Here is a 21,388-nt window from a genome sequence, read left to right as displayed (position 1 = left end):
TCGTGCCGCACGCCGCCGAAGAGTTGTCATGACCAATCCCGATACCGCATCCCCGTCGCTCGCCGAGCTTGGCACCGCCGCCCGGACCGCCGCACAGACGCTGGCCACAACGCCAACCGCCGCCAAGGCCGCTGCCCTCCGCGCCGCCGCCGCTGCGATCCGGGCGGACGCCGACGCGATCCTAGCCGCCAATGCGCAGGACATCGCCACGGCGGAGGCGAACGGGCTGTCGGGGGCGATGCTCGACCGGTTGCGGCTGGACCCGGCCCGGCTGGAGGCGATGGCGGCGGGGGTCGAGGCGGTGGCGGGGTTGCCCGATCCGGTGGGGGAGGTCATCGACCGGCGCGAACGGCCCAACGGCCTGACGCTCACCCGCGTGCGGGTGCCGATCGGGGTAATCGGCATCATCTATGAAAGCCGGCCCAATGTGACCGCGGACGCTGGCGCGCTGGCGGTGATGGCGGGCAATGCCGCGATCCTGCGCGGGGGGAGCGAGGCGATCCGCAGCAACCGGGCGATCCATGCGGCGATGGCGCGGGGGCTGGCGAGTGCCGGCCTGCCCGAGGGCGCGGTGCAATTGATCCCGACGACCGATCGCGCGGCGGTGGGGGACATGCTGCGGGCGGACGGAATGATCGACTTGATCGTACCGCGCGGAGGCAAGAGCCTGGTCGCGCGGGTGCAGGCGGAGGCGCGGGTGCCGGTGCTGGCGCATCTCGACGGGCTGAACCACAGCTATGTCGACCGCGCCGCCGATCCGGTGATGGCTGAGGCCGTGGTGGTGAACGCCAAGCTGCGCCGGACCGGTGTGTGCGGCGCGACCGAGACGCTGCTGATCGACCGCGGCTATGCCGATCCGCTGCCGATCCTGTCCGGGCTGATCGCCGCCGGGTGCGAGCTGCGCGGCGATGCGGAGGTGCGGGCGCTGCACCCCGCCATTCTCGAAGCGAATGACGACGACTGGGACACCGAATATCTCGACGCGATCCTGTCGGTGAAGCTGGTCGACGGGGTGGACGACGCGATCGCGCATATCGCGGCGCATGGATCGCACCATACCGATGCGATCCTTACCGAGGATGCGGCGACCGCCGAGCATTTCCTGGCGCGCGTCGATTCGGCAATCGTGATGTGGAACGCCTCGACGCAGTTCGCCGATGGCGGCGAGTTCGGGCTGGGCGCGGAGATCGGTATCGCTACCGGCCGCTTGCACGCGCGCGGGCCGGTCGCGCTGGAGGGGCTGACGACGTACAAGTGGATCGTGCGGGGCACCGGGCAGACGCGGCCTTGAAGGCGAAGGCGATCGGGCTGCTCGGCGGATCGTTCAATCCGGCGCATCGCGGGCATCGCCGGGTGTCGCTGGCGGCGAAGCGTGCGCTGGCGCTGGACGAGGTGTGGTGGCTGGTGTCGCCGGGCAATCCGTTGAAGCCCGCGGCGGGGATGGCGCCGCTGGCCGCGCGGCTGGCCTCGGCTGAGCGGGTGGCGCGCCACGCACCGATCCGGCCGACCGCGATCGAGCGGCGGCTGGGCACCCGCTATACCGTCGATAGCTTACGCAAATTGGTGCGGTTGTATCCGCAGCATCGCTTCATCTGGTTGATGGGCGCGGACAATCTGGCGGAGTTCCACCGCTGGCGGGACTGGCGCGGGATCGCGCGGACGGTGGCGATTGCGGTGGTCGCGCGTCCGGGCTATGATGGACGTGCCCTCGCTAGTCCTGCGATGGGTTGGTTGCGGCGCCATGCGCGGCCCGCAGGCCAGGCGAAACGATGGACGATGTGGAGTTTGCCGGCACTGGTCCGTTTGCGCTTCCGTCCCGATCCGACGTCGGCGACCGCGATCCGCGCCGCCGACCCTGCCTGGCACCGCCGGATGATCTCGTCCGACCGGTCCGGCGCACAGGCCCCTGAAAGCTGATGAACTTGCCGACCCCTACCGACCCGAGCGATGCGATGAACGAGACCGAAGCGCTGCATCGCATGGTGCTGGCCAGCCTCGACGACGACCAGGCGGTCGAAACGGTGTCGATCCCGCTCGCCGGCAAATCGAGCATCGCCGATTACATGGTGATCGCCAGCGGCCGGTCGAGTCGGCAGGTGGCGTCGATGGCGCAGAAGCTGGCCGAGCGGGTGAAGGCCGAATTCGGGCGTCCGTCGCGCATCGAAGGGCTGCCGACCGCCGACTGGGTGCTGATCGATACCGGCGACGTGATCGTCCACCTGTTCCGCCCCGAAGTCCGCACTTTCTACAATCTGGAGCGGATGTGGGCGTTCGGCGATACGCTGAACCCGACCGCGCACGCCTGAACCGGACCCGCCCGTGCTGCTGCATATCGTCGCGCGCGGGCGGATCGGGCGCAGTCCCGAGGGCGAGTTGATCGAGCGCTATCTGAAGCGCGTCAGCTGGCCGACGAAGATCACCGAACTGCCCGATACCGGGGGCAGGATGCCGGCGGTCGATCCGGGGACGCGGATCGTGATGCTGGACGAGAAGGGCCGTGACCTGCCGTCGATGGCGTTCGCGACGCAGCTGGGCCGCTGGCGCGACGATGGCGTGCGCGAGACGCGGTTCCTGCTGAGTGCGGCCGACGGCTTCGACGATGCGCAGCGGGAAGCGGCCGATCTGTTGCTCGCATTCGGACGGGCGACATGGCCGCATCTGATGGCGCGGGCGATGTTGGCCGAACAATTGTGGCGCGCGACCAGCATCCTCGCCGGCCACCCCTATCACCGCGAAGGATGAGGCGCGCGTTCGTCCCGATTGCCGCCCTCGCCGTGCTGGCAGGGGCGGCGGTTTGGGCGCAGGACGACCCCGTAGCGGCCGGGCGCGAACGGTTGGGTGCCGCGAAGCGCGCAGCGGTCGAGGCGGCCGCCCGGTCGAAACGGCTGGAACAGGCGGCGCGGGCGGCACAGGCAGGAGCCGAACGGACCGGTGCGGCACAGGCGGCCCTCACCGCGCGGATCGCGGCGGCAGAGGCAAGTCGCGCGGCGGCGCAGGCCCGCGTGGCGTTGATCGGCGAGCTGCTCGCTCGGCGGCGTGCCGATCTGGCGGCGCGGCAGGCGCCGGTCGCGCGGCTGGTCGGCGCGTTGCAGTCGCTCGCCACCCGGCCGGCATGGCTGGCGGTGGCGCAGCCGGGATCGACCGACGATCTGGTCCATGTCCGTGCGGTGCTGGGAACGGTCGTGCCGGTGATGCAGCAGCGCACCGCCGCGGTGCGGGCCGGGGTAACGGACGCCGCACGGTTGCGGTCGCAGGCCGGGGTCGCGTTGTCGGCGCTGGCCGCCAGCAATGCCCGGCTGGAAGGCGAGCGGCTGGCGCTGGTCCGTGCGGAGGCGGCGCAGCGGCTGCGATCGCGCGAGCTGGCGCGCGGGGCGATGGTCGAATCCGACCGGGCGATCGCGCTGGGCGAACAGGCACGCGACATCGTCGACCGGCTGGAGGAACTGGGCGAGGCGCGCGATACCCGTGCCGCGCTGGCAGCCCTGCCTGGCCCGCTGCTCCGCCCCGATGCCGCTGCGCCGGCGTTACCCCCGCCGGCCTATCACCTGCCGGTCAAAGGTGCGGTCGCCAACGGCTTCGGCGAGATCAGCGACAGCGGGGTGCGTGCCCGCGGGCTGACGCTGACCGTCGCGCCCGGCGCGACCGTCGTCGCGCCCGCGCCGGGGCGGATCGCGTTCAGCAAGCGATTTCGCGGTTATCGCCGTGTGATGATCCTCGACCATGGCGACGGGTGGACGACGACGGTCACCGGCCTTGCCGCCAGTGTCGGTCCGGTCGACGGTCGGGTCGTCGCCGGCACGCCCATCGGCCGCGCGCCGTCGGGCGACGCGCCGCCGGTGACGATCGAACTGCGCCGCCGCGGCGTGCCGGTCGACCTGGCGGCGATGCTGTAGGACATAGCGTCAATGGCAGGGTAACCGTATATTATCCGTTGGCGTCCATACCGTACCGAACGACAGATTCGGAGGAACGGCCGCATGCAATCGATCAACCGGATGGTTCTGGCGGCCATCGCCGCAATCGTGCTGTTGGTATTGGGATCGGCCGGTGCCCGGGTCTGGTCCAATGGACGACAGGCCGATGCCCGCGCCAGCATCACGCAGGGGACCGCCCTGCTGCGCAACCACATGACCGCCGACATGATGCACGATGCGATTCGGGGCGACGTCTTGTCGGTGCTGCGCGCCACGTCGGCCGGCGATCTCGATCTGGCGGCGAACCGGCAGGCGCTGACGGACGACTCGGCGGCGTTGCGCAAGGCGCTGGCTGCCGACGCCGCTTATGCCGACGCACCCGCCGTCTCGGCACAAGCCCGCCGCATCCAGCCGCTGGTCGACGCCTATATCGCCACCGCAGAGCGCATCGCCGATGCTGCCGCCACGAATCCGGCGCGTGCCACCGCGCTTCTGCCCGGCTTTCTGGAAGCGTTCGAGAAGCTGGAGGGCGGCATGAGCACGCTGTCCGATGCGATCGAAGCGCATCTGGCCAGTGTCAGTGCCGAAGCGAACGCCATCGCCCGGTTCGCCAACATCCTGTTGATCTTCACGACCTCCGCGACGCTTGCCGTCGTCCTCGCTATCGGCTTCGCGACCCGCCGCTTCGTCCTGTCGCCGCTGCTGGCGCTGGTCGACGCGCTGAAGCGCATGACGTCGGGCGACATGGCGGTGACCATTCCCGCCACCGACCGCCGCGACGAGCTGGGCCAGCTGGCCGGCGCGACGCAGGAATTGCGCGATCAGCTGGTCGCCGCCGAACGGGCCAAGGAGGAACAGACGACGCTGATCGTCGACAGCTTCGGCACGGCGTTGACGAAGCTGGCCGAAGGCGATCTCGTCTCGCGGATTGATGCCGATCTGACCGGGCCGTTCGCCCGGATCAAGGCGGACTTCAACGCCGCCGTCGCCGCGCTCCAGTCGACGCTCGCGACCGTCACCGAGGCGGCGAGCAGCATCAACAACGGCGCCGACGACATCCGCCAGGCGTCCGACGACCTGTCGCAGCGGACCGAGCAGCAGGCCGCGAGCCTTGAGGAAACGGCGGCGGCGATGGACGAGATCACATCGACCGTGCGCGAAACCGCCGCCGGCGCCGCGCAAGCCAACCGCATCGTCAGCGAGGCGCGGGCCGAAGCCGACCAGTCGGGCGAGGTCGTCCGCCGCGCGGTGGAGGCGATGCACGGCATCGAACGCGCCTCCGCCGAGATCAGCGACATCATCAGCGTGATCGACGGCATCTCGTTCCAGACCAATTTGCTGGCGCTGAACGCGGGCGTCGAGGCAGCGCGGGCGGGCGACGCCGGCAAGGGCTTTGCGGTCGTCGCCAGCGAAGTGCGCGCGCTGGCGCAACGCTCGGCCGATGCCGCCAAGGACGTGAAGACCCGCATCACCGCATCGTCGAGCCAGATCGGCAGCGGCGTGCAACTGGTCGTCGAAACCGGCGATGCGCTGACCCGGATCATCAACCGGATCGGGCAGATCGACGAACTGGTCGCCAACATCGCCGCCTCGGCCGAGCGGCAGGCGACGGGTCTGCACCAGATCAACACCGCCGTGTCGGAAATGGACGGCATGACGCAGCAGAATGCGGCGATGGTCGAGGAGGCGACGGCGGCGGTGCGCAGCCTCGCTTCGGACGCCGACGGCATGGCGCGGCAGATCACCAGCTTCCGCCTGGGCGAACCCGGCCACCGCATCGCCCCGGTCCGCGCCGTCCCGGCGCCGGCTCCCCGACCGGCAACCGTCGTCCCGATGCGCCCGCAAGTTGCCGGCAACACCGCGCTGGCGGTCGTGGAGGATGACTGGTCGGCGTTCTGAGGATCGATCGACTTCGACGAATCGAACAAACGTCTGCGTCACGCCGGACTTGATCCGGAGTCCCGCTTCTCTCCAACGGTAGAAAAGAAGCGGGACCCCGGGTCGAGCCCGGGGGGACGGCTTCCTGTGATACTGGCGTCGCCCGTCGACGCTGAGCGGACCATGGCCGAACGTCACCGCCCGTTCAGCAAGACAGCGCTTTGATCGCAGCGCGAATTATCGCTAATGTGACAAACGTACCGCAGTCGAAAGCATCCAAGCGTTTATGCGTAGGTCCCGTTCGTTCTTCCAGGCCACCGCCATCGTCGGTGCGCTGGCGCTGGTTCCCGTTGCCACCGGCGCGATGGCGCAGGCCGATGCCCGCAGTTTCCGCGAACTCGACAATTTCATGGACGTGTATAATCGCGTGAAGGCGAGCTACGTCGACAAGGTCGACGACAAGACGCTGATGGAAGGCGCGATGCGCGGCATGCTGGCCGCGCTCGACCCGCATTCGAGCTATCTGGATGCGAAGGATTTCGAGAATCTGCGCATCGCCACGACCGGCAATTATTCGGGCCTCGGCCTGTCGGTCACGCTGGAGGACGGCGCGGTCAAGGTCATTACGCCCACCGAGGATACGCCGGCGGCGCGCGCCGGGATCAAGTCGGGCGATTACATCACCCATGTCGATGGCAAGCTGATCGTCGGCGGCACGCTGGACGAGGCGGTCGCGCAGATGCGCGGACCCACGGGGTCCAAGGTATCGCTGACCATCGTCCGTCCGGGTCGCGACAAGCCGATCGAGCTGACGCTGGTGCGCAGCACGATCGTGCAGAAGCCGGTGAAGTGGGAAGTCAAGGATGGCATCGGCGTCATCAACATCAACACCTTCAGCGAGACGACCGGCGCCGATACCCGCGCCGCGATCGCCGGGATCGACAAGGCGCTGGGCCACAAGCCCAAGGGCTATATCATCGACCTGCGCGACAATGGCGGCGGGCTGCTGACCCAGGCGATCGAGGTGTCCGACACCTTCCTGGCGCGCGGCGAGATCGTGTCGCAGCGCGGGCGCGACAAGGCCGATACCGAACGCTACTTCGCCGAGGAAATGGTGCCGGGCGACCTGGCGCAGGGGCTGCCGATCATCGTGCTGACCAATCCGGGCACGGCTTCGGCGTCGGAGATCGTGGCCGGCGCATTGCAGGACCATCACCGCGCGATCGTGATGGGCGAGCGCAGCTTCGGCAAGGGATCGGTCCAGTCGATCTTCGACCTGTCGAAGAACACTGCCGTCCGCCTGACCACCGCGCGCTACCATACGCCATCGGGCCGGTCGGTGCAGGAAGGCGGCATCGACCCCGACCTGAAGGTGCCGCAGATTTCCGACCCGGATTACAAGGACCGGCCGGTGTATCGCGAGGCCGATCTGCGCCGCCACCTGGTCAACGAGGCCGGGGTCGACGACAAGACGCTGACCGAGGATACCAAGGACGATCCGCGCTTCGCCGAAAGCGCCGAATCGCTCAAGAAGCGCGGTATCGAGGATTTTCAGCTCTATTATGCGCTCCAGACCATGGGTCGCGTCGGCCCCACCACGCGCATGGCAGCGGCGCCGGCGCCCAGGCCGGCGAAGCGCTGAGCGGATGCGGGCCAACGACCTGCCGCTCGCGCGCTGGATCGCGCTGCTGCTGCCGCTCACGCTGATCGCCGGCGCGCTGGCGTCGCAATATCTGGGCGGGCTGTACCCGTGCGAGATGTGCCATTGGCAGCGCTGGCCGCATTATGCCGCGATCGGCCTCGCCGCGCTGTCGTTCGTGGTGCCGCGCACGTCGGGCAAGCGGGCGCTGGTGATCCTGGCGGGGATCGCGATCCTCGTCAGCGGCGCGATCGGCGTGTTCCATGCCGGGGTCGAATATCATTGGTGGCAGGGGATCACCGCCTGCGCCAACACGCTGGGCGCGACCGGGGGGGATTTACTGGCGGCGATCGTGCGGCAACCGGTGGTACGCTGCGACGTGCCGCAATGGACGTTGTTCGGCATTTCGCTGGCCGGGTTCAACGCGATCCTTTCGATCGCTGGTGCGTTGGCGGTACTGATCCTCGCGACACGGAGGCGGACATGACCAAGTGGCGACCCGGCGACCGCAGGCCCGGCGGGCTGAAATCGATGATCCGCGTCGATCAGGCGGGCGAATATGGCGCAACCCGCATCTATGCCGGGCAGCTGGCGGTGATGGGCGACCGCAGCCCCATGTCGGCGGCGATCCAGGGCATGGCGTTGCAGGAGGCGGAACACCGCGCCTATTTCGACGCGCTGATCGCCGAGCGCGGCGTGCGACCGACGCTGATCCAGCCCTTCTGGGACGTGGCGGGCTTTGCGCTGGGCGCGGTGACGGCGGCGATCGGGCCGGAGGCGGCAATGGCCTGCACCGCGGCGGTCGAGACCGAAATCGACAAACATTATGAGGATCAGCTCGCCGAACTGGGCGACGATCATCCCGAGTTGAGCGAGGCGATTGCCCGGTTCCAGGCCGAGGAACTGGAGCACAAGGAAGCGGCGCTGGCGCATGGTGCCGAACGCGCGCCGGCCTATCCCGTGCTGTCGGCGGCGATCCGCGCAGGATGCCGCGTCGCCATCGAAGTTTCGAAACGTATTTGACCGACCGGGCGTTATCCGGACAGGAGGAAATGATGACCCGCATGCTTCTGGCCGGTGCCGCCGCGATCGCCGCCTTCACCCTGCCCGCCGCCCCTGCCGCCGCACAGGTGCAGAACGGGACGCTGGTCATTTACGGCAATGACAAATGCCCGACCAATGCCGATGGCGAGGAAATCGTGGTCTGCGTCCGCCGCAGCGAGCGCGAGCGCTTCCGCATCCCGAAGGAACTGCGCGACGCCGAACCGACGCGCGACGGCGAAAGCTGGGCGACGCGGGTCGAAGACAATCTGAACGCCGGCTCGTTCGGCACCGGCAGCTGCTCGACGGCGGGCGTCGGCGGGCAGACCGGGTGTTTCGTGCAGCGGGCCAATGCGGCGCGGGCGGAACGGCGGGCGCGGGCGAAGGCGGAGTCGAGCATTCCGCTGCCGTAAGGGATTGTCGGTCGGTCCCGGCGGCCTTGGCGTTACCGTCCTTGGCATCCGTCACCCCGGGCTTGACCCGGGGTCCCGCTTCTTATTTTACGACGGTCGGTAGAAAGCGTCACCCCGGATCAAGTCCGGGGTGACGCTTTAGCTCAGTTGTCCGCCGCGGTCAGGCCGTGGGCGCCCTCACCCGCCCAGCACGTGCATCCACATCGGACGGCCGAGCACGCTGGCCGAGCTTTCCAGCTTCTCGAGCGCCTGCGCGACGCAGCGTTCCGGGCCTTCATGGGTGACGATCGCGACCAGCACGCTGCCATCGGCGTTCGCGCCGCGCTGCATCAGGCTTTCGATCGATACGCCCGCGTCGCGCATCGCGGCGGCGATCTCGGCCAGCACGCCGACCTTGTCCGCGACATGCAGCCGGACATAAGCGCGCCCGCGCCGCTCGCTGGCCTGTTCGGGCGCGGCGGCGGTGAGCGACGCAGCGGGCATCGCATAGGGCGGGCCGAATTCGCCGCGGGCGATGTCGATCAGGTCGGCGACCACCGCGCTGGCGGTCGGGCCGTCACCCGCCCCGCGCCCCTGGAAGAACAGGCGCCCGACGAAATTGCCCTCGGCCACCACCGCGTTGAGCGAGCCGGTGACATGCGCCAGCGGATGGTCGAGCGGGACCAGATGGGGATGCACCCGCTGGAACAGCCCGTGCGGCCCGGCCTCGCCCACCCCGACCAGCCGGATGCGATAGCCCAAGGCGGCCGCCTCGGCGATGTCGGCGGCCAGCACGTGGCGGATGCCGGTCACCGCCACCGCATCGAATGCCGGGCGGGTGCCAAACGCGATGCTGGCGAGGATCGACAGCTTGTGCGCCGCATCGACGCCGTCGATGTCGAAGCTGGGATCGGCTTCGGCAAAGCCCAGTGCCTGCGCCTCGGCCAGCACCTCGGCGAAATCGCGGCCTTCGCTTTCCATCTTCGACAGGATGAAGTTGCAGGTGCCGTTGAGGATGCCGAAGACCTGCGAAATCTCGTTCGCCGCCGCCCCTTCGCGCAGGCCCTTGATGACCGGCACGCCGCCCGCGACCGCCGCCTCGAACTTCAGCGCCACGCCCTTGGCCTCGGCGACTTCGGCCAGTTCGAGACCGTGATGCGCGATCATCGCCTTGTTGGCGGTGACGAAGCTCTTGCCCGCCGACAGCGACGTGCGCGCCAGCGTCAGTGCCGGGCCGTCCGATCCGCCGATCAGCTCGACCACGACATCGGCATCGCCGGCATGGACCAGAGCGGCGGTGTCATCGACCCATTGATAGCGCGACAGGTCGACGCCCCGGTCGCGCGAACGGTCGCGGGCCGACACGGCGACGACCTCGATCGGGCGACCGGCACGCCTAGCGATCAGCTCGCCATTGGTCTCGATCAGCCGAATGACCCCCGCGCCCACGGTTCCGAGACCGGCGATGGCGATGCGGAGCGGTTGGGTCATATATTCCTCTTGTTGCACACGTAACAAAATTGCGGCCGGAGCATCGCTCCGGCCGGTTTCATGTCTCTAGAGGGTGTGGCGCGGGAGGGGAAGGGTGTTGGCATACCCCGCTGTTCCCGTTGGCAACGCGTTCTCGACGGACGCTTCTCGACTTCGCTCGAAGCTGCTCGAACCAAACGGTTTCTACAAACTACTTCTTGATAAGACCGATCTCGACCAGTCGCTGGTAGAGATAGTCGTGCGCGGTGATCGGGGTTTCGTAGCGGTTGGGACGCTCCTCGCTGACGCAGCCGGGCAGCGTCTCGATCAGGAAATCGGGCGCGGGGTGGAGGAAGAACGGCATCGAATAGCGCGAATGGCCGCGGCGTTCGGGTGCCGGGTTGACGACGCGGTGGGTGGTGGAGGGCAGGACATGGTTGGTCAGCCGCTGCAGCATGTCGCCGACATTCACCACCATCGCGCCGGGCGGCGGGGCGACCGGCAGCCAGCGGCCGTCGCGGTCGAGCAGTTCGAGGCCGGCTTCCTCCGCGCCCAGCAGCAGGGTGATAAGGTTGATATCCTCATGCGCGCCGGCGCGGACTTCGGGGGCGTCGGCGGGAACCGGCGGATAATGGAGCAGGCGCAGGACCGAATTGCCGTCCTTCACCGCGCGGTCGAACCAGTTCGGCTCCAGCCCCAGATAACGCGCGATCGCCGAGAGCAGCCGGTCGCCAGCCGCATCGAGCGCCGCGAACAGGTCGAGGAACGCCTCACGAAACCCCTCCGGCCGGTCGGGCCAGACATTGGCGGGCATGACGTCGCCATAGCGGTGGCCGGCGGCCAGTTCGCGGCCGACATGCCAGAATTCCTTGAGGTCGACATGGGTCGCGCCCTTGGCGATTTCGGTCTTGAACGGGGTATAACCGCGCGCGCCGCCGCCGCCCTCGACAAAATAGCGGCGCTTTTCCGCCTCGGGCAGGTCGAAGAACGCCTTGGTCATCGCCCAAGCGCGATCGATCACGCCCTGATCGACGCCATGGTCGGACACCATCGCAAAACCGAAGCGTTGGAACGACCCGCCGAAGTCGCGGGCGAAACCGTCGGGGTCCTGCTCCGCCTGCGCCATCGAAATCAGCGGAACCTGCGAAAGCGGCGTGTCAGCCATGAGTCTCAACATCCTGAACAATACGGGTATGCGCATGAAGATAGACGTAGGCGAGCGGCAGGAACAGGGTCATCCTGTGCGTGACCCGGCGGGCGACATGGGCCATGGAGGCTCCGTTATGTCGCAGACCATCGAATCCCCCGCCGAAACGCGCACGCCCCCGCCCTCCGCCGACCGTTCGCCGCTCCCGTTCGGCGAGTTCGTGACGCTGATCGCGGCGCTGATGGCGCTGACGGCGCTGGGCATCGATTCGATGCTGCCCGCGCTCCCCGCAATCGGCGAGACGCTGGACGTCGCCGAGCCCAATATGCGGCAGTTCGTCATTACCGCCTTCCTGATCGGCTTTTCGGTCGCGCAGCTGGCCTATGGGCCGCTCGCCGATCGCTATGGCCGGCGGCCGGTGCTGATCGTCGGGCTGGTCGCCAGCGCGATCACCAATCTGGTCGCGGCGATTTCGGGCAGCTTCATGCTGCTGCTGATCGCCCGGCTGGCATCGGGTGCCGCCGTGGCGGCGGGACGGGTGGTGACCATCGCGCTGGTGCGCGACTGTTATTCGGGGCGGGCGATGGCACGGGTGATGAGCCTGGCGTTCATCTTCTTCATGGCCGCCCCCGTGCTGGCACCGTCGTTCGGCGAACTGGTGCTGGTCTTCGCGTCGTGGCGCTGGATCTTTGGCGGGATCGCGATCGTCACCGCGATCATCCTCGCCTGGTTCGTGCTGCGCATGCCCGAGACGCTGCCGGAATCGGAGCGCCAGCCGCTCCAGCCCAGCCGCATCCTCGCCGGCTATCGCATCGTGCTGCGCGATCGCTATGCGGTGGGCTACACCATCGCCGCCGCATTGCTGTCGGGCGGGCTGTTCGGGTTCGTCGGGTCGATCCAGCAGATCATGGAGGTGACGTTCGAGCGGCCGAAGCTGCTGACGGTCGTCTTCGCCTGCGTCGCCAGCACGATGGCGGCGGGATCGTTCTTCAATTCGCGGATCGTGATGCGCTTCGGCACCCGGCTGATCTCGCACGCGGCGCTGCTCGGGCTGGTCGCGGTGGCGGGCGTGCACCTGGCGGTGACGCTGGCGGGTGTCGAATCGCTGGTCAGCTTCATCGTGCTGCAGGCGATGATGATGGCGTGCTTCGGCCTCGCCACCTCCAATTTCTCGGCGATGGCGATGGAGAATATGGGGTCGATCGCCGGGACCGCGTCGTCGTTGCAGGGATTCGTGTCGATGCTGGGCGGCGCGGTGCTCGGCGCGATCATCGGCCAATCGTTCGACGGGACGACGGTGCCGCTGTACGGCGGGTTCCTCGGCCTCGGCCTGCTTGCTCTGCTCGTCGTGTTTCGCACCGAACATGGCCGGCTGTTCCGGCGTGGGTAGTGGCCGATCCAGCGAAGCTGGATCAGGGCGGTGCCGGCCCACTCCCCCACCCGGCCACTCACAGCGTATCCTTAATGGGTGGCCGGGTGGGGGAGTGGGCCGGCACCGTTTCCACGTCAGTGGATCGAACTTTAGGAACCCGCCCGGCGGCATGCGGGTTTCCCCAGCCTGACTGGATAGGAGACGCGCCATGGGCGGGCATCAGGTGAATGGACAGGGCACCGGCGACGACGGCTATGACGAGGACGGCTATGACGAAAGCCAGCGCGCCGAAATCCTCGAGGCGACGCGCGACGGGCCGAGCGACGGCACTATCCTGACCGACCTCGAACCCGATCTGGGCATGTCCGACGACGAGGACGAGGACGAACTCGACATGGTCGACGACGAACTCGCCGAGGAGGACGAGGATGTGACGATCACCGGACAGGGCGACCAGTCCGAGGACGAGTTGCAGGAAGATTTCGACGACGACAATCTCGCCGAGGACGACGACCTCGACGATGCCGATCGCGACGCGATCGAGCCATGAGGATCGCGGGCGGAGCCGTGCTGGCGTTGCTGCTGGCAGGATGCGGGGGCGGCGGTTCGGCAGACAATGCCGCGGTCGTCAACCAGACGGCCGAAGCCGATCTGGTGGCGGCGCCGCCCGAGCCCGCCGCCGGAGCGCCGACGCCGGTGACGCCCGCGACCACCATGCCGGCCGGCGAGGGTATCCCCGGCGTGTCCGCGCCGCCCCCCGCGCCTGCCCCCGCCCCCAGCGGGACCATGGCCGAGCCCGGCGCGGATGCGGCGGTGCAGGTGCTGCGCGACTATTTCGCCGCGATCGGCGAGCGCCGCTATGGCGATGCGTGGCGGCTATGGGGCAATGGCGGACAGGCATCGGGCATGTCGCAGGCGGCCTTTGCCCAGTCCTTCGCCAAATATGCCGACTATCGCGCGGTCGTCGGCGCGCCCGGACGGATCGATGCCGGGGCAGGACAGCGCTATATCCCGATTCCGGTGCGGGTGACGGGCAAATTGCGCGACGGAACCCCGGTGGCGATGACCGGGCCGGTCACGTTGCACCGGAGCGGCGATATCGATGGCGCGACCGCCGAACAACGGGCATGGCGGATTTCGGACAGCGGCCTGAAGCCCCGTCCCGCAACGGAGCCGATCGTCCCGCAATGACCGCCCCCCGCTTTACCCGTTCGATCACCGCCGGCCCCGACGATATCGACGAACTGGGCCATGTGAACAACGCGGTCTGGGTCCGCTGGATTCAGGATGTGGCGGTCGAACATTGGATGGCGGTCGCGACGCCCGAACAGCAGGCCGCCTATGTCTGGGTCATCACCCGGCACGAGATCGATTATCGCGGTAATGTCGCCGCCGGGGAAACGGTGACCGCCGAGACCTGGGTCGGCGAGGCGCCGCGCGGGGCACGGTTCGACCGCCTGATGCGCTTCACCGGCGCGGACGGGCGGGTAAAGGTCGATGCGCGGACGACCTGGGCGGTGCTCGACCGGCAGAGCGGGCGGCTGGTGCGGGTGCCGGCGGATGTTGCCGAGCGGTTTCTGGGGTAACCGCCCGACCACCCTTCGTCACTCCCGCGAAGGCGGAAGTCCATACACGCTGCCGTCGCGGCTGGTTCGCAAGCGGAGGCGTCAATGGATTCCCGCCTTCGCGGGAGTGACGAAGAAGGGGCGCACCGCGCCCTTTACCGCAGCAGGAAACGCACCGACACGGTTGCCCGCAGGTCCTGCTCCCCCGCCGCCAGCGGGGTGGAGTCGGCCATCTTCACCATCCGCGCCTGTGCCATGACCGGCATCGGCATCGGCGGCTGGTCGCCGCCATTCTCGACGATCGACACGATCCGGTCGACGCGCATCCCCGCCGCCTTGGCATAGAGTTCGGCGCGGGCGCGGGCGCGGCGGATCGCGTCGGTGCGCGCCTCGTCCAGCGCGGCATCGGCGGCATCGACCGAGAGGTTCGGCCCGTCGATCTGGTTCGCGCCCTGCGCCACCAGCGCGTCGAGGATCGAGCCGCTCTTCGCCACGTCACGGAAGCGGACCGAGACGCTGTTGCTCGCCTGATAACCGGTGATCGCCGGCGGCTGATTCTCGGCATAGCGATATTGCGGCTGGAGCTGGATCTGCGCGGTCTGGATATCGCGGTCGGCGACGCCCGCCTTGCGCAGCGCCGCGACGACCCGGGTCATGCGTTGCGCATTGTCGGACAGCGCGGCGGCGGCGGTCGGCGACTGGCTGACGACGCCGGCGCGAATCGTCGCGATATCGGGGACGCGAGTCGCCTTTCCTTCGGCCACCACGTCCAGCAGCGTCGCATCGGTCAGGACCGGCGCGACGGCGGGCGCGACCTGTTGCGCGGCGGCGGGCAGCGCGCCGCCGATGGCGGCCAGGATCAGGGCGGAACGGAGCATCGGCACATCCTCTTTCGAAATCAATTTGCAACGGCACGGCGGTCGTTACGGGACCGCGCCAAAACGCACGCTGAACGCAATCGATGCGAGGCTTGTCGTTCTTATCGAAAAACGCGATGTGTATGCTTGAGAAAGGTGCTGTATTAAGATAATACAGCTCGGCCGGGGCTGGGGGCCCTCAATGGGATGGGGTGGATGAATTACGAATCGACGTCGATCGCGGGGGACCGCCAGATGCTGACCGGCCCGGACGGCACCAAGCGATCGCGCCACCGCGCGGTCATCGTCGGGATCGTCGTCATCCTGCTGGTCGCCATCGGCGCCTTCTGGGCATTCGGTCGCAAGGGCGGCGATGCCCCGGCAGCCAAGGCGCCGCCCGCCGGTGCCGCCGCTGGCGCATTGCCCAAGGTAACCGTTGTCGTACCCGGCCGCGACACCGTGACCCGTACCGTCACCGGCACCGGTTCGCTGGCCGCCCGGCGCGAGATGCCGGTCGGCGTCGTCGGCGAAGGCGGGCTCGTCACGCAGGTCCTGGTGGAACCGGGCAGCTGGGTCGGCGCCGGACAGGTGCTGGCCACGGTCGACCGGTCGGTGCAGGCGCAGACCGCCGAGTCGCTGGCCGCGCAGGTCCGCGTCGCCCGCGCCGACGCGCAGATCGCGCAGACCGAACTCGACCGGTCGAAGCAGCTGGTCGAGCGCGGCTTCGTGTCGCAGGCCGATATCGACCGCAAGACCGCGACCCGCGACGCCGCCAATGCGCGCGTGAGCGTCGCGCAGGCGCAGCTGGCCGAGACGCAGGCGCGCAACCGCCGGCTCGACATCCGCGCGCCCGCCGCCGGCCTCGTCCTGACCCGCGCGGTCGAGCCGGGGCAGGTGATCGGCGGGGGCAGCGGCGTGCTGTTCCGCATCGCGATGGGCGGGCAGATGGAAATGCGCGCGCAGCTGTCCGAAGCCGATCTGGCGACGGTGCGCGCGGGCGTGCCGGCGGAGGTCGTGCCGGTCGGCGACACCCGCGTGTTCAAGGGGCAGGTGTGGCAGGTCTCGCCGATCATCGACCCGCAGACGCGGCAGGGCATCGCCCGCATCGCGCTGAACTACGACCCGGCGCTGCGGCCCGGCGGCTTTGCCAGCGCCCGGATCGGTGCCGGCGCGTCGACCGCGCCACTGCTGCCCGAATCGGCGGTGCTGAGCGACGACAAGGGCAGCTATGTCTATGTCATCGATGCGCAGGACAAGGCGGTGCGCCGCGACGTGAAGGTCGCCGAGGTATCGGACGAAGGCGCGCTGATCGCGTCGGGACTGATGGGCGACGAGCGCGTGGTCGCCAGCGCAGGCGCCTTCCTCAATCCGGGTCAGCAGGTGGTGCCGGTCCGCGCCGCCGCCACCCCCGCCCGCAAGGAATAGCGCCATGGGTTTCCGCAACATATCGGCATGGTCGATCCGCAACCCGGTGCCGCCGCTGGTGCTGTTCCTCGCGCTGACGATCGCGGGGATCGTCAGCTTCATGCGGATGGACGTGAACCAGGACCCGGACATCGAATTCCCGGTCGCGATCGTCGTCATCAGCCAGCCAGGCGCCGCCCCGACCGAGCTCGAGACTCAGGTGACGCAGCGGGTCGAGGCCGCGGTGCGCGCCCTGCAGGGCATCGACCAGATCGAATCGACCGTGACCGAAGGGTCGTCGACCACCGTCATCCAGCTCGACATCGGCACGCCGATCGACCGCGCGGTCAACGACGTGCGCGAGGCGGTGAACCAGATTCGCAGCCAGCTGCCCGACGGCATCCTCGAACCGCAAATCTATCGCGCCAATACGACCGATTCGGATATCGCGTCGTGGACCGCGATCGCCGACGACATGACGCCCGAACAGCTCAGCTGGTATGTCGACAATACGGTGGCCAAGGAATTGCTGTCGATCGACGGCATGGCGACCGTCGAACGGGTCGGCGGCGTCGACCGTGAAATCCGCGTCACGCTCGACCCCGCGCGGTTGCAGGCGCAGGGGCTGACCGCATCCCAGGTCAACCAGGCGCTGCGGCAGGTCAATCTGAACGCGGCAGGCGGTCAGGCGGAAATCGCCGGGTCGCAGCAATCGGTCCGCGTGCTGGGCAATGCCTCGACCGCCTATGCGCTGTCGCAGACGCAGATCCCGGTCGCCGGCGGACGGTCGATCCGCCTCGCGGACATCGCCGATGTCCGCGACACCTATGCCGAGCCCAAGAGCCGCGCCGAATATAATGGCCGTCCGGTGCTGGCGTTCGACATCAAGCGTGCCAAGGGCGCGTCCGACGTCACCGTCTTCCACGAAGCGGAAAAGAAGCTCGCCGAGCTGCAGAAGCGCAACCCGCAGGTCCGCTTCGCCCTGCTGTCCAATTCGGTCGAGTTCACCGAAACCCAATATCATTCGGCGATGACTGCGATGTACGAGGGCGCGCTGCTCGCGATCGTCGTCGTGTTCATCTTCCTGCGCGACTGGCGCGCGACCTTCATCTCGGCACTGGCCATCCCGTTGTCGGCGATCCCCGCCTTCTGGTTCATGGACATGCTGGGCTTCACGCTCAACCAGATGACGCTGCTGGCGCTCAGTCTGGTCGCGGGCGTGCTGGTCGACGATGCGATCGTGGAGATCGAGAATATCGTCCGGCACATGCGGATGGGCAAATCCGCCTATCAGGCATCGATCGATGCGGCGGACGAGATCGGCATCGCCGTGCTGGCGACCACGATGGCGATCGTCGCGGTCTTCCTGCCGGTCGGCCTGATGCCGGGTATTTCGGGCCAGTTCTTCAAGAATTTCGGCCTGACCGTCGTCGCGTCGGTGTTGATGAGCCTTGCCGTCGCGCGGCTCATCACCCCGATGATCGCCGCCTATTTCCTGAAGGCCCACGGCACCGCCAGCCATGGCGAAGGCTGGCTGATGGACCGCTATATGGGCGTGCTGCGCTGGACGCTGCGCCATCGCTGGTCGACGGTCGTCGCCGCCATCGCCGCGCTGGCGCTGACCGTCGTCATGTTCATGGTCCTGCCCCAGACGTTCCAGCCGCCGCAGGATCGCGAGCGGGTGACCGCGACGGTCGAAATGGTCCCCGGCACCACGCTGGAACAGACCGCCGCCGTCGTGAAGCGGGTCGAACGGCTGCTCGCGTCGCAGCCGATGGTGAAGTCGGTCTATTCGTCGAGCTATGCCGGCAATGGCCGCGTCACCGCCGAGCTGATCGACAAACCCAGCTTCGGCGAGCGCGTCCGCCACAGGTTTGGCCTGCTGGACGACGAGGAATTTGCCGCCAAGCGAACGGTCAAGAGCACCGAGTTCGAACGCGGCCTCGCGCCCCAATTGGCGGCGATCCCCGATGCGCGCGTGTCGTTCCGGTCGCAGTTCGGCTGGGGCGGCTCCAGCCGCGACCTGTCGATTACGCTGGGCGGTGACGATCCGGCGAAGCTGAACGAAACCGCGAACAAGCTGGTCAAGGAGATGGAGAAGCTGCCGATGATCGTGGCGCCGCGCGTGTCGGGCGATCTGAAGCGTCCGGAAATCATCATCCGCCCGCGCAGCGACCTCGCCGCCAGCCTCGGCGTCACCACCGCCGCGCTGTCGGGTGCGATCCGCATCGCGACGCTGGGCGATATCGACCAGAACAGCGCGCGCTTCTCCTTGAGCGACCGGCAGATTCCGATCCGGGTCGCGCTGTCGCGCGATGCCCGCTCGCGGCTGTCGACGATCCAGAACCTGCCGTTGCCGACCGCCAATGGCGGATCGGTCCCGCTGTCGGTCGTCGCCGATATCGGCTTCGGCGCCGGCCCGACCAAGATCGACCGCATCAACCAGCAGCGGCGCCTGGTCGTCGGTGCCGACCTGGCCCCCGGTGTCGTGTCGGGTGTCGCGATGAAGGCGATCCATCAGCTGCCGACGATGCAGAACCTTCCGCTGGGCGTCACCGAACTGACCGTCGGTCAGGCGAAGTGGCAGGGCGAGATGATCCAGAACTTCATCGTCGCGGTGATTTCGGGCATCTTCCTCGTCTTCGCGGTGCTGGTGCTGCTCTACAAGCGGGTCATGCCGCCCTTCGTGAACATGGGGTCGCTGTTCCTGGCGCCGCTGGGCGGCCTGCTGGCGCTGTGGGTGACGGGCAACCCGATCTCGATGCCGGTCTATATCGGGCTGCTGATGCTGCTCGGCATCGTCGCCAAGAACTCGATCCTGCTGATCGACTTCGCGCTGGAGGAGATGGAGAAGGGCGTCGAGAAGGAGGTCGCGATCCTCGATGCCGGGCACAAGCGGGCGCAGCCGATCGTGATGACCACGGTCGCGATGGTCGCCGGCATGGTGCCGACCGCACTGGCGCTTTCGGGCGATTCGTCCTTCCGCGGGCCGATGGGGATCACCGTGATCGGCGGCCTGACGCTGTCGACGCTGCTGACGCTGCTGATCGTGCCGGGCGCGTTCAGCCTGGCGGTCGGCCTCGAACGCTGGATCGGCCCGCGCCTGTCGCGGCGCCTGCTGACCTATCGTCCGGGCGATGCCGATGGCCTGGCGATCGACCACAAGCCCGGTGCGCCGCTGCCGCCGGGTGATGGGCCGAAGTCGCTGCCGGCGGCGGAGTAAGTCGGCTTTCCCCCGTTCGGCCAGACCGGACGGGGATGGAACCCGCCCGGCCCCAAGCGTCACCCCAGCGCAGGCTGGGGTCTCCCGGTGACAGCACGCAGCAAGAGCCGCAGGAGACCCCAGCCTTCGCTGGGGTGACGTATTTGAGTGGGGGCGGCGTACCGCTCCTATTGAACTTTCCGGCCATCCGGCGATTGTTTCGGGGATGGCATCCCCTCTCACCCGCGCCGGCGATGCGGTTCCCGTTCCGCTCCGCCGGATGCGGCGGCTGGCCACGTTCATGCTGGTGGCGATGGCCGCGCTGTTCCTGCTGTCGCGGCGGATGGAAGGCGTCCATCCCGCCTGGGGCTTCGTGCAGTCCTTTGCCGAAGCGGCGATGGTCGGTGGCCTTGCCGACTGGTTCGCGGTCACCGCGCTGTTCCGCCATCCGCTCGGCCTGCCGATCCCGCATACCGCGATCATCCCGCGCAACAAGGACCGGATCGGCGATACGCTGGCCGCGTTCCTGCGCGACAATTTCCTGACGGCGCGGGTCGTTGCGCGGCGGATGCACCGGGTGGATGCGGCGGGGGCGGCGGGCAAGTGGCTGGCCGATCCGGCAGCGCGCAGCGGGCGGCTGCGCCATGGCGCGTCGCGGCTGGCGGTCAATGTCCTCGAAGGGCTCGACCCCGACCAGTTCGGGACGATGGTGCGCGGTGCGCTGGCCAACCGGCTGCGCGCGATGCAGGTGTCGCCCGCACTCGGCCGCACGCTGGAGGCGGCGATCGCCGACGACCGGCACCTGCCGCTGGTCGATGCGATCATCCGCTGGACGTCCAAGACGTTGGACGCGAACGAGGAACTGGTCCGCGCGATGATCCAGAAGCGCGCCGGGGCGGTGCTGCGCTGGACCGGCCTCGACGAGACGCTGGCGACGTCGGTGGTGCGCGGCCTGCACAAGATGCTGGCTGAAGTCGCCGAGGACCCGGCTCACCCACTGCGCGCGAAGGCGAATGAGGGCCTCGCGCTGCTGGCGCACGACCTGCAACATTCGCCGGAGATGCAGGCGAAGGTCGAGCGGTTGAAGAACGACCTGATCGACAATCCCGCGCTCGCCGGATGGTGGATGGGGGTGTGGGAAAAGATTCGCGGCGGCATGCTGCGCGCCGCGCGCGATCCCGACCGCGCGCTCGCCGGGCCGATCGGTGAGGCGATGCGCCAGCTCGGCCGGACGCTCCAGTCCGATCCGGTGCTGAAAGCCAAGGTCAACCGCTTCGCCCGCCGTGCGGTGGTCGGCGCGGTCGCCGATTATGGCGACGGCATCGTCCGGCTGGTGTCGGACACGGTACGCGGCTGGGATGCGCAGACGATCACCGGCCGGCTGGAAAACGCGGTCGGTCGCGACCTGCAATATATCCGCATCAACGGCACGCTGGTCGGCGGCATGGTCGGGCTGGCGATCCATGTGGTTGATGTTTGGTTGTAAGAGCGGGGGTGCTTACACATA

At 68.5% G+C, this 21,388-nt stretch carries 20 protein-coding genes; 17 read left to right on the top strand and 3 right to left on the bottom strand.

What is annotated here, in order from left to right:
- Positions 1-28: 28 nt before the first annotated feature.
- From CA237_RS07570 to CA237_RS07525, 10 genes are all read left to right on the top strand, one after another.
- Entirely contained in the window at positions 29-1,291 is a 1,263-nt protein-coding gene (locus tag CA237_RS07570; RefSeq protein ID WP_126013584.1) for a glutamate-5-semialdehyde dehydrogenase, read from the top strand.
- The gene (locus CA237_RS07565; RefSeq protein WP_206432956.1) at positions 1,288-1,917 is read left to right on the top strand and encodes a nicotinate-nucleotide adenylyltransferase; all 630 of its coding nucleotides are present in this window, start codon (positions 1,288-1,290) and stop codon (positions 1,915-1,917) included. The genes CA237_RS07570 and CA237_RS07565 overlap by 4 nt, the downstream gene beginning before the upstream one ends.
- Before the next feature lie 35 nt (positions 1,918-1,952).
- On the top strand, positions 1,953-2,306 hold the full coding sequence (rsfS, locus tag CA237_RS07560; RefSeq protein ID WP_055757643.1) for a ribosome silencing factor: 354 nt from the start codon (positions 1,953-1,955) through the stop codon (positions 2,304-2,306).
- Between the two features lie 13 nt (positions 2,307-2,319).
- A complete protein-coding gene (locus CA237_RS07555; protein ID WP_126013581.1) occupies positions 2,320-2,742 on the top strand; it encodes a 23S rRNA (pseudouridine(1915)-N(3))-methyltransferase RlmH in 423 nt (140 codons plus the stop codon).
- Positions 2,739-3,893, top strand: coding sequence for a peptidoglycan DD-metalloendopeptidase family protein (locus CA237_RS07550; protein WP_126013578.1), 1,155 nt, complete (start codon positions 2,739-2,741; stop codon positions 3,891-3,893). Before CA237_RS07555 ends, CA237_RS07550 begins: the two co-directional genes overlap by 4 nt.
- 84 nt (positions 3,894-3,977) lie before the next feature.
- A complete protein-coding gene (locus CA237_RS07545; protein ID WP_126013575.1) occupies positions 3,978-5,813 on the top strand; it encodes a methyl-accepting chemotaxis protein in 1,836 nt (611 codons plus the stop codon).
- Positions 5,814-6,078: 265 nt separating this feature from the next.
- Positions 6,079-7,434 carry a S41 family peptidase gene (locus CA237_RS07540; RefSeq protein ID WP_126013572.1) on the top strand — a complete coding sequence of 452 codons (1,356 nt, stop codon included), beginning with the start codon at positions 6,079-6,081 and terminating at the stop codon, positions 7,432-7,434.
- A 4-nt stretch (positions 7,435-7,438) separates the two neighbouring features.
- Positions 7,439-7,918, top strand: coding sequence for a disulfide bond formation protein B (locus tag CA237_RS07535; RefSeq protein WP_126013569.1), 480 nt, complete (start codon positions 7,439-7,441; stop codon positions 7,916-7,918).
- Positions 7,915-8,454 carry a demethoxyubiquinone hydroxylase family protein gene (locus CA237_RS07530; protein ID WP_126013566.1) on the top strand — a complete coding sequence of 180 codons (540 nt, stop codon included), beginning with the start codon at positions 7,915-7,917 and terminating at the stop codon, positions 8,452-8,454. Before CA237_RS07535 ends, CA237_RS07530 begins: the two co-directional genes overlap by 4 nt.
- 32 nt (positions 8,455-8,486) lie before the next feature.
- Complete coding sequence (locus CA237_RS07525) at positions 8,487-8,885, top strand: hypothetical protein (RefSeq protein ID WP_084401722.1); 399 nt, start codon at positions 8,487-8,489, stop codon at positions 8,883-8,885.
- Between the two features lie 177 nt (positions 8,886-9,062).
- Here the strand turns inward: CA237_RS07525 and CA237_RS07520 are convergent, their stop codons facing one another.
- Together CA237_RS07520 and CA237_RS07515 are read right to left on the bottom strand one after the other, a co-directional pair.
- The gene (locus CA237_RS07520) at positions 9,063-10,355 is read right to left on the bottom strand and encodes a homoserine dehydrogenase (RefSeq protein ID WP_126013563.1); all 1,293 of its coding nucleotides are present in this window, start codon (positions 10,353-10,355) and stop codon (positions 9,063-9,065) included.
- A 190-nt stretch (positions 10,356-10,545) separates the two neighbouring features.
- A complete protein-coding gene (locus CA237_RS07515) occupies positions 10,546-11,499 on the bottom strand; it encodes a 2-oxoglutarate and iron-dependent oxygenase domain-containing protein (protein WP_066692127.1) in 954 nt (317 codons plus the stop codon).
- A gap of 118 nt (positions 11,500-11,617) precedes the next feature.
- Between CA237_RS07515 and CA237_RS07510 the strand changes: the two genes are divergently transcribed.
- From CA237_RS07510 to CA237_RS07495, 4 genes are all read left to right on the top strand, one after another.
- Complete coding sequence (locus CA237_RS07510) at positions 11,618-12,871, top strand: multidrug effflux MFS transporter (protein WP_126013560.1); 1,254 nt, start codon at positions 11,618-11,620, stop codon at positions 12,869-12,871.
- Between the two features lie 190 nt (positions 12,872-13,061).
- Positions 13,062-13,403: a DNA primase gene (locus CA237_RS07505; RefSeq protein WP_066692129.1), complete on the top strand. Its 342-nt coding sequence runs from the start codon at positions 13,062-13,064 to the stop codon at positions 13,401-13,403.
- Positions 13,400-14,044: a hypothetical protein gene (locus tag CA237_RS07500; protein ID WP_066692131.1), complete on the top strand. Its 645-nt coding sequence runs from the start codon at positions 13,400-13,402 to the stop codon at positions 14,042-14,044. The genes CA237_RS07505 and CA237_RS07500 overlap by 4 nt, the downstream gene beginning before the upstream one ends.
- Positions 14,041-14,439: an acyl-CoA thioesterase gene (locus tag CA237_RS07495; RefSeq protein WP_066692133.1), complete on the top strand. Its 399-nt coding sequence runs from the start codon at positions 14,041-14,043 to the stop codon at positions 14,437-14,439. Before CA237_RS07500 ends, CA237_RS07495 begins: the two co-directional genes overlap by 4 nt.
- A 134-nt stretch (positions 14,440-14,573) precedes the next feature.
- On the opposite strand, the gene CA237_RS07490 is transcribed toward CA237_RS07495, so the two are convergent.
- Positions 14,574-15,296 (bottom strand): SIMPL domain-containing protein, encoded by a 723-nt coding sequence (locus CA237_RS07490; protein ID WP_066692140.1) that lies wholly within the window; start codon positions 15,294-15,296, stop codon positions 14,574-14,576.
- 195 nt (positions 15,297-15,491) lie between these two features.
- On the opposite strand from CA237_RS07490, the gene CA237_RS07485 reads away from it, so the two are divergent.
- From CA237_RS07485 to CA237_RS07475, 3 genes are all read left to right on the top strand, one after another.
- Positions 15,492-16,700 (top strand): efflux RND transporter periplasmic adaptor subunit, encoded by a 1,209-nt coding sequence (locus tag CA237_RS07485; protein ID WP_066692142.1) that lies wholly within the window; start codon positions 15,492-15,494, stop codon positions 16,698-16,700.
- Between the two features lie 4 nt (positions 16,701-16,704).
- Positions 16,705-19,902: an efflux RND transporter permease subunit gene (locus CA237_RS07480; RefSeq protein ID WP_126013556.1), complete on the top strand. Its 3,198-nt coding sequence runs from the start codon at positions 16,705-16,707 to the stop codon at positions 19,900-19,902.
- Between the two features lie 205 nt (positions 19,903-20,107).
- Positions 20,108-21,367 carry a DUF445 domain-containing protein gene (locus tag CA237_RS07475; protein ID WP_066692146.1) on the top strand — a complete coding sequence of 420 codons (1,260 nt, stop codon included), beginning with the start codon at positions 20,108-20,110 and terminating at the stop codon, positions 21,365-21,367.
- Positions 21,368-21,388: the final 21 nt, after the last annotated feature.

Origin of the sequence: Sphingomonas sp. ABOLH (assembly GCF_003951715.1) — a bacterium.
Taxonomy (GTDB): domain Bacteria; phylum Pseudomonadota; class Alphaproteobacteria; order Sphingomonadales; family Sphingomonadaceae; genus Sphingomonas; species Sphingomonas hankookensis_A.
The sequence above is the reverse complement of the archived record's forward strand: the minus strand, read 5'-3'. Positions and strand labels throughout refer to the sequence as shown.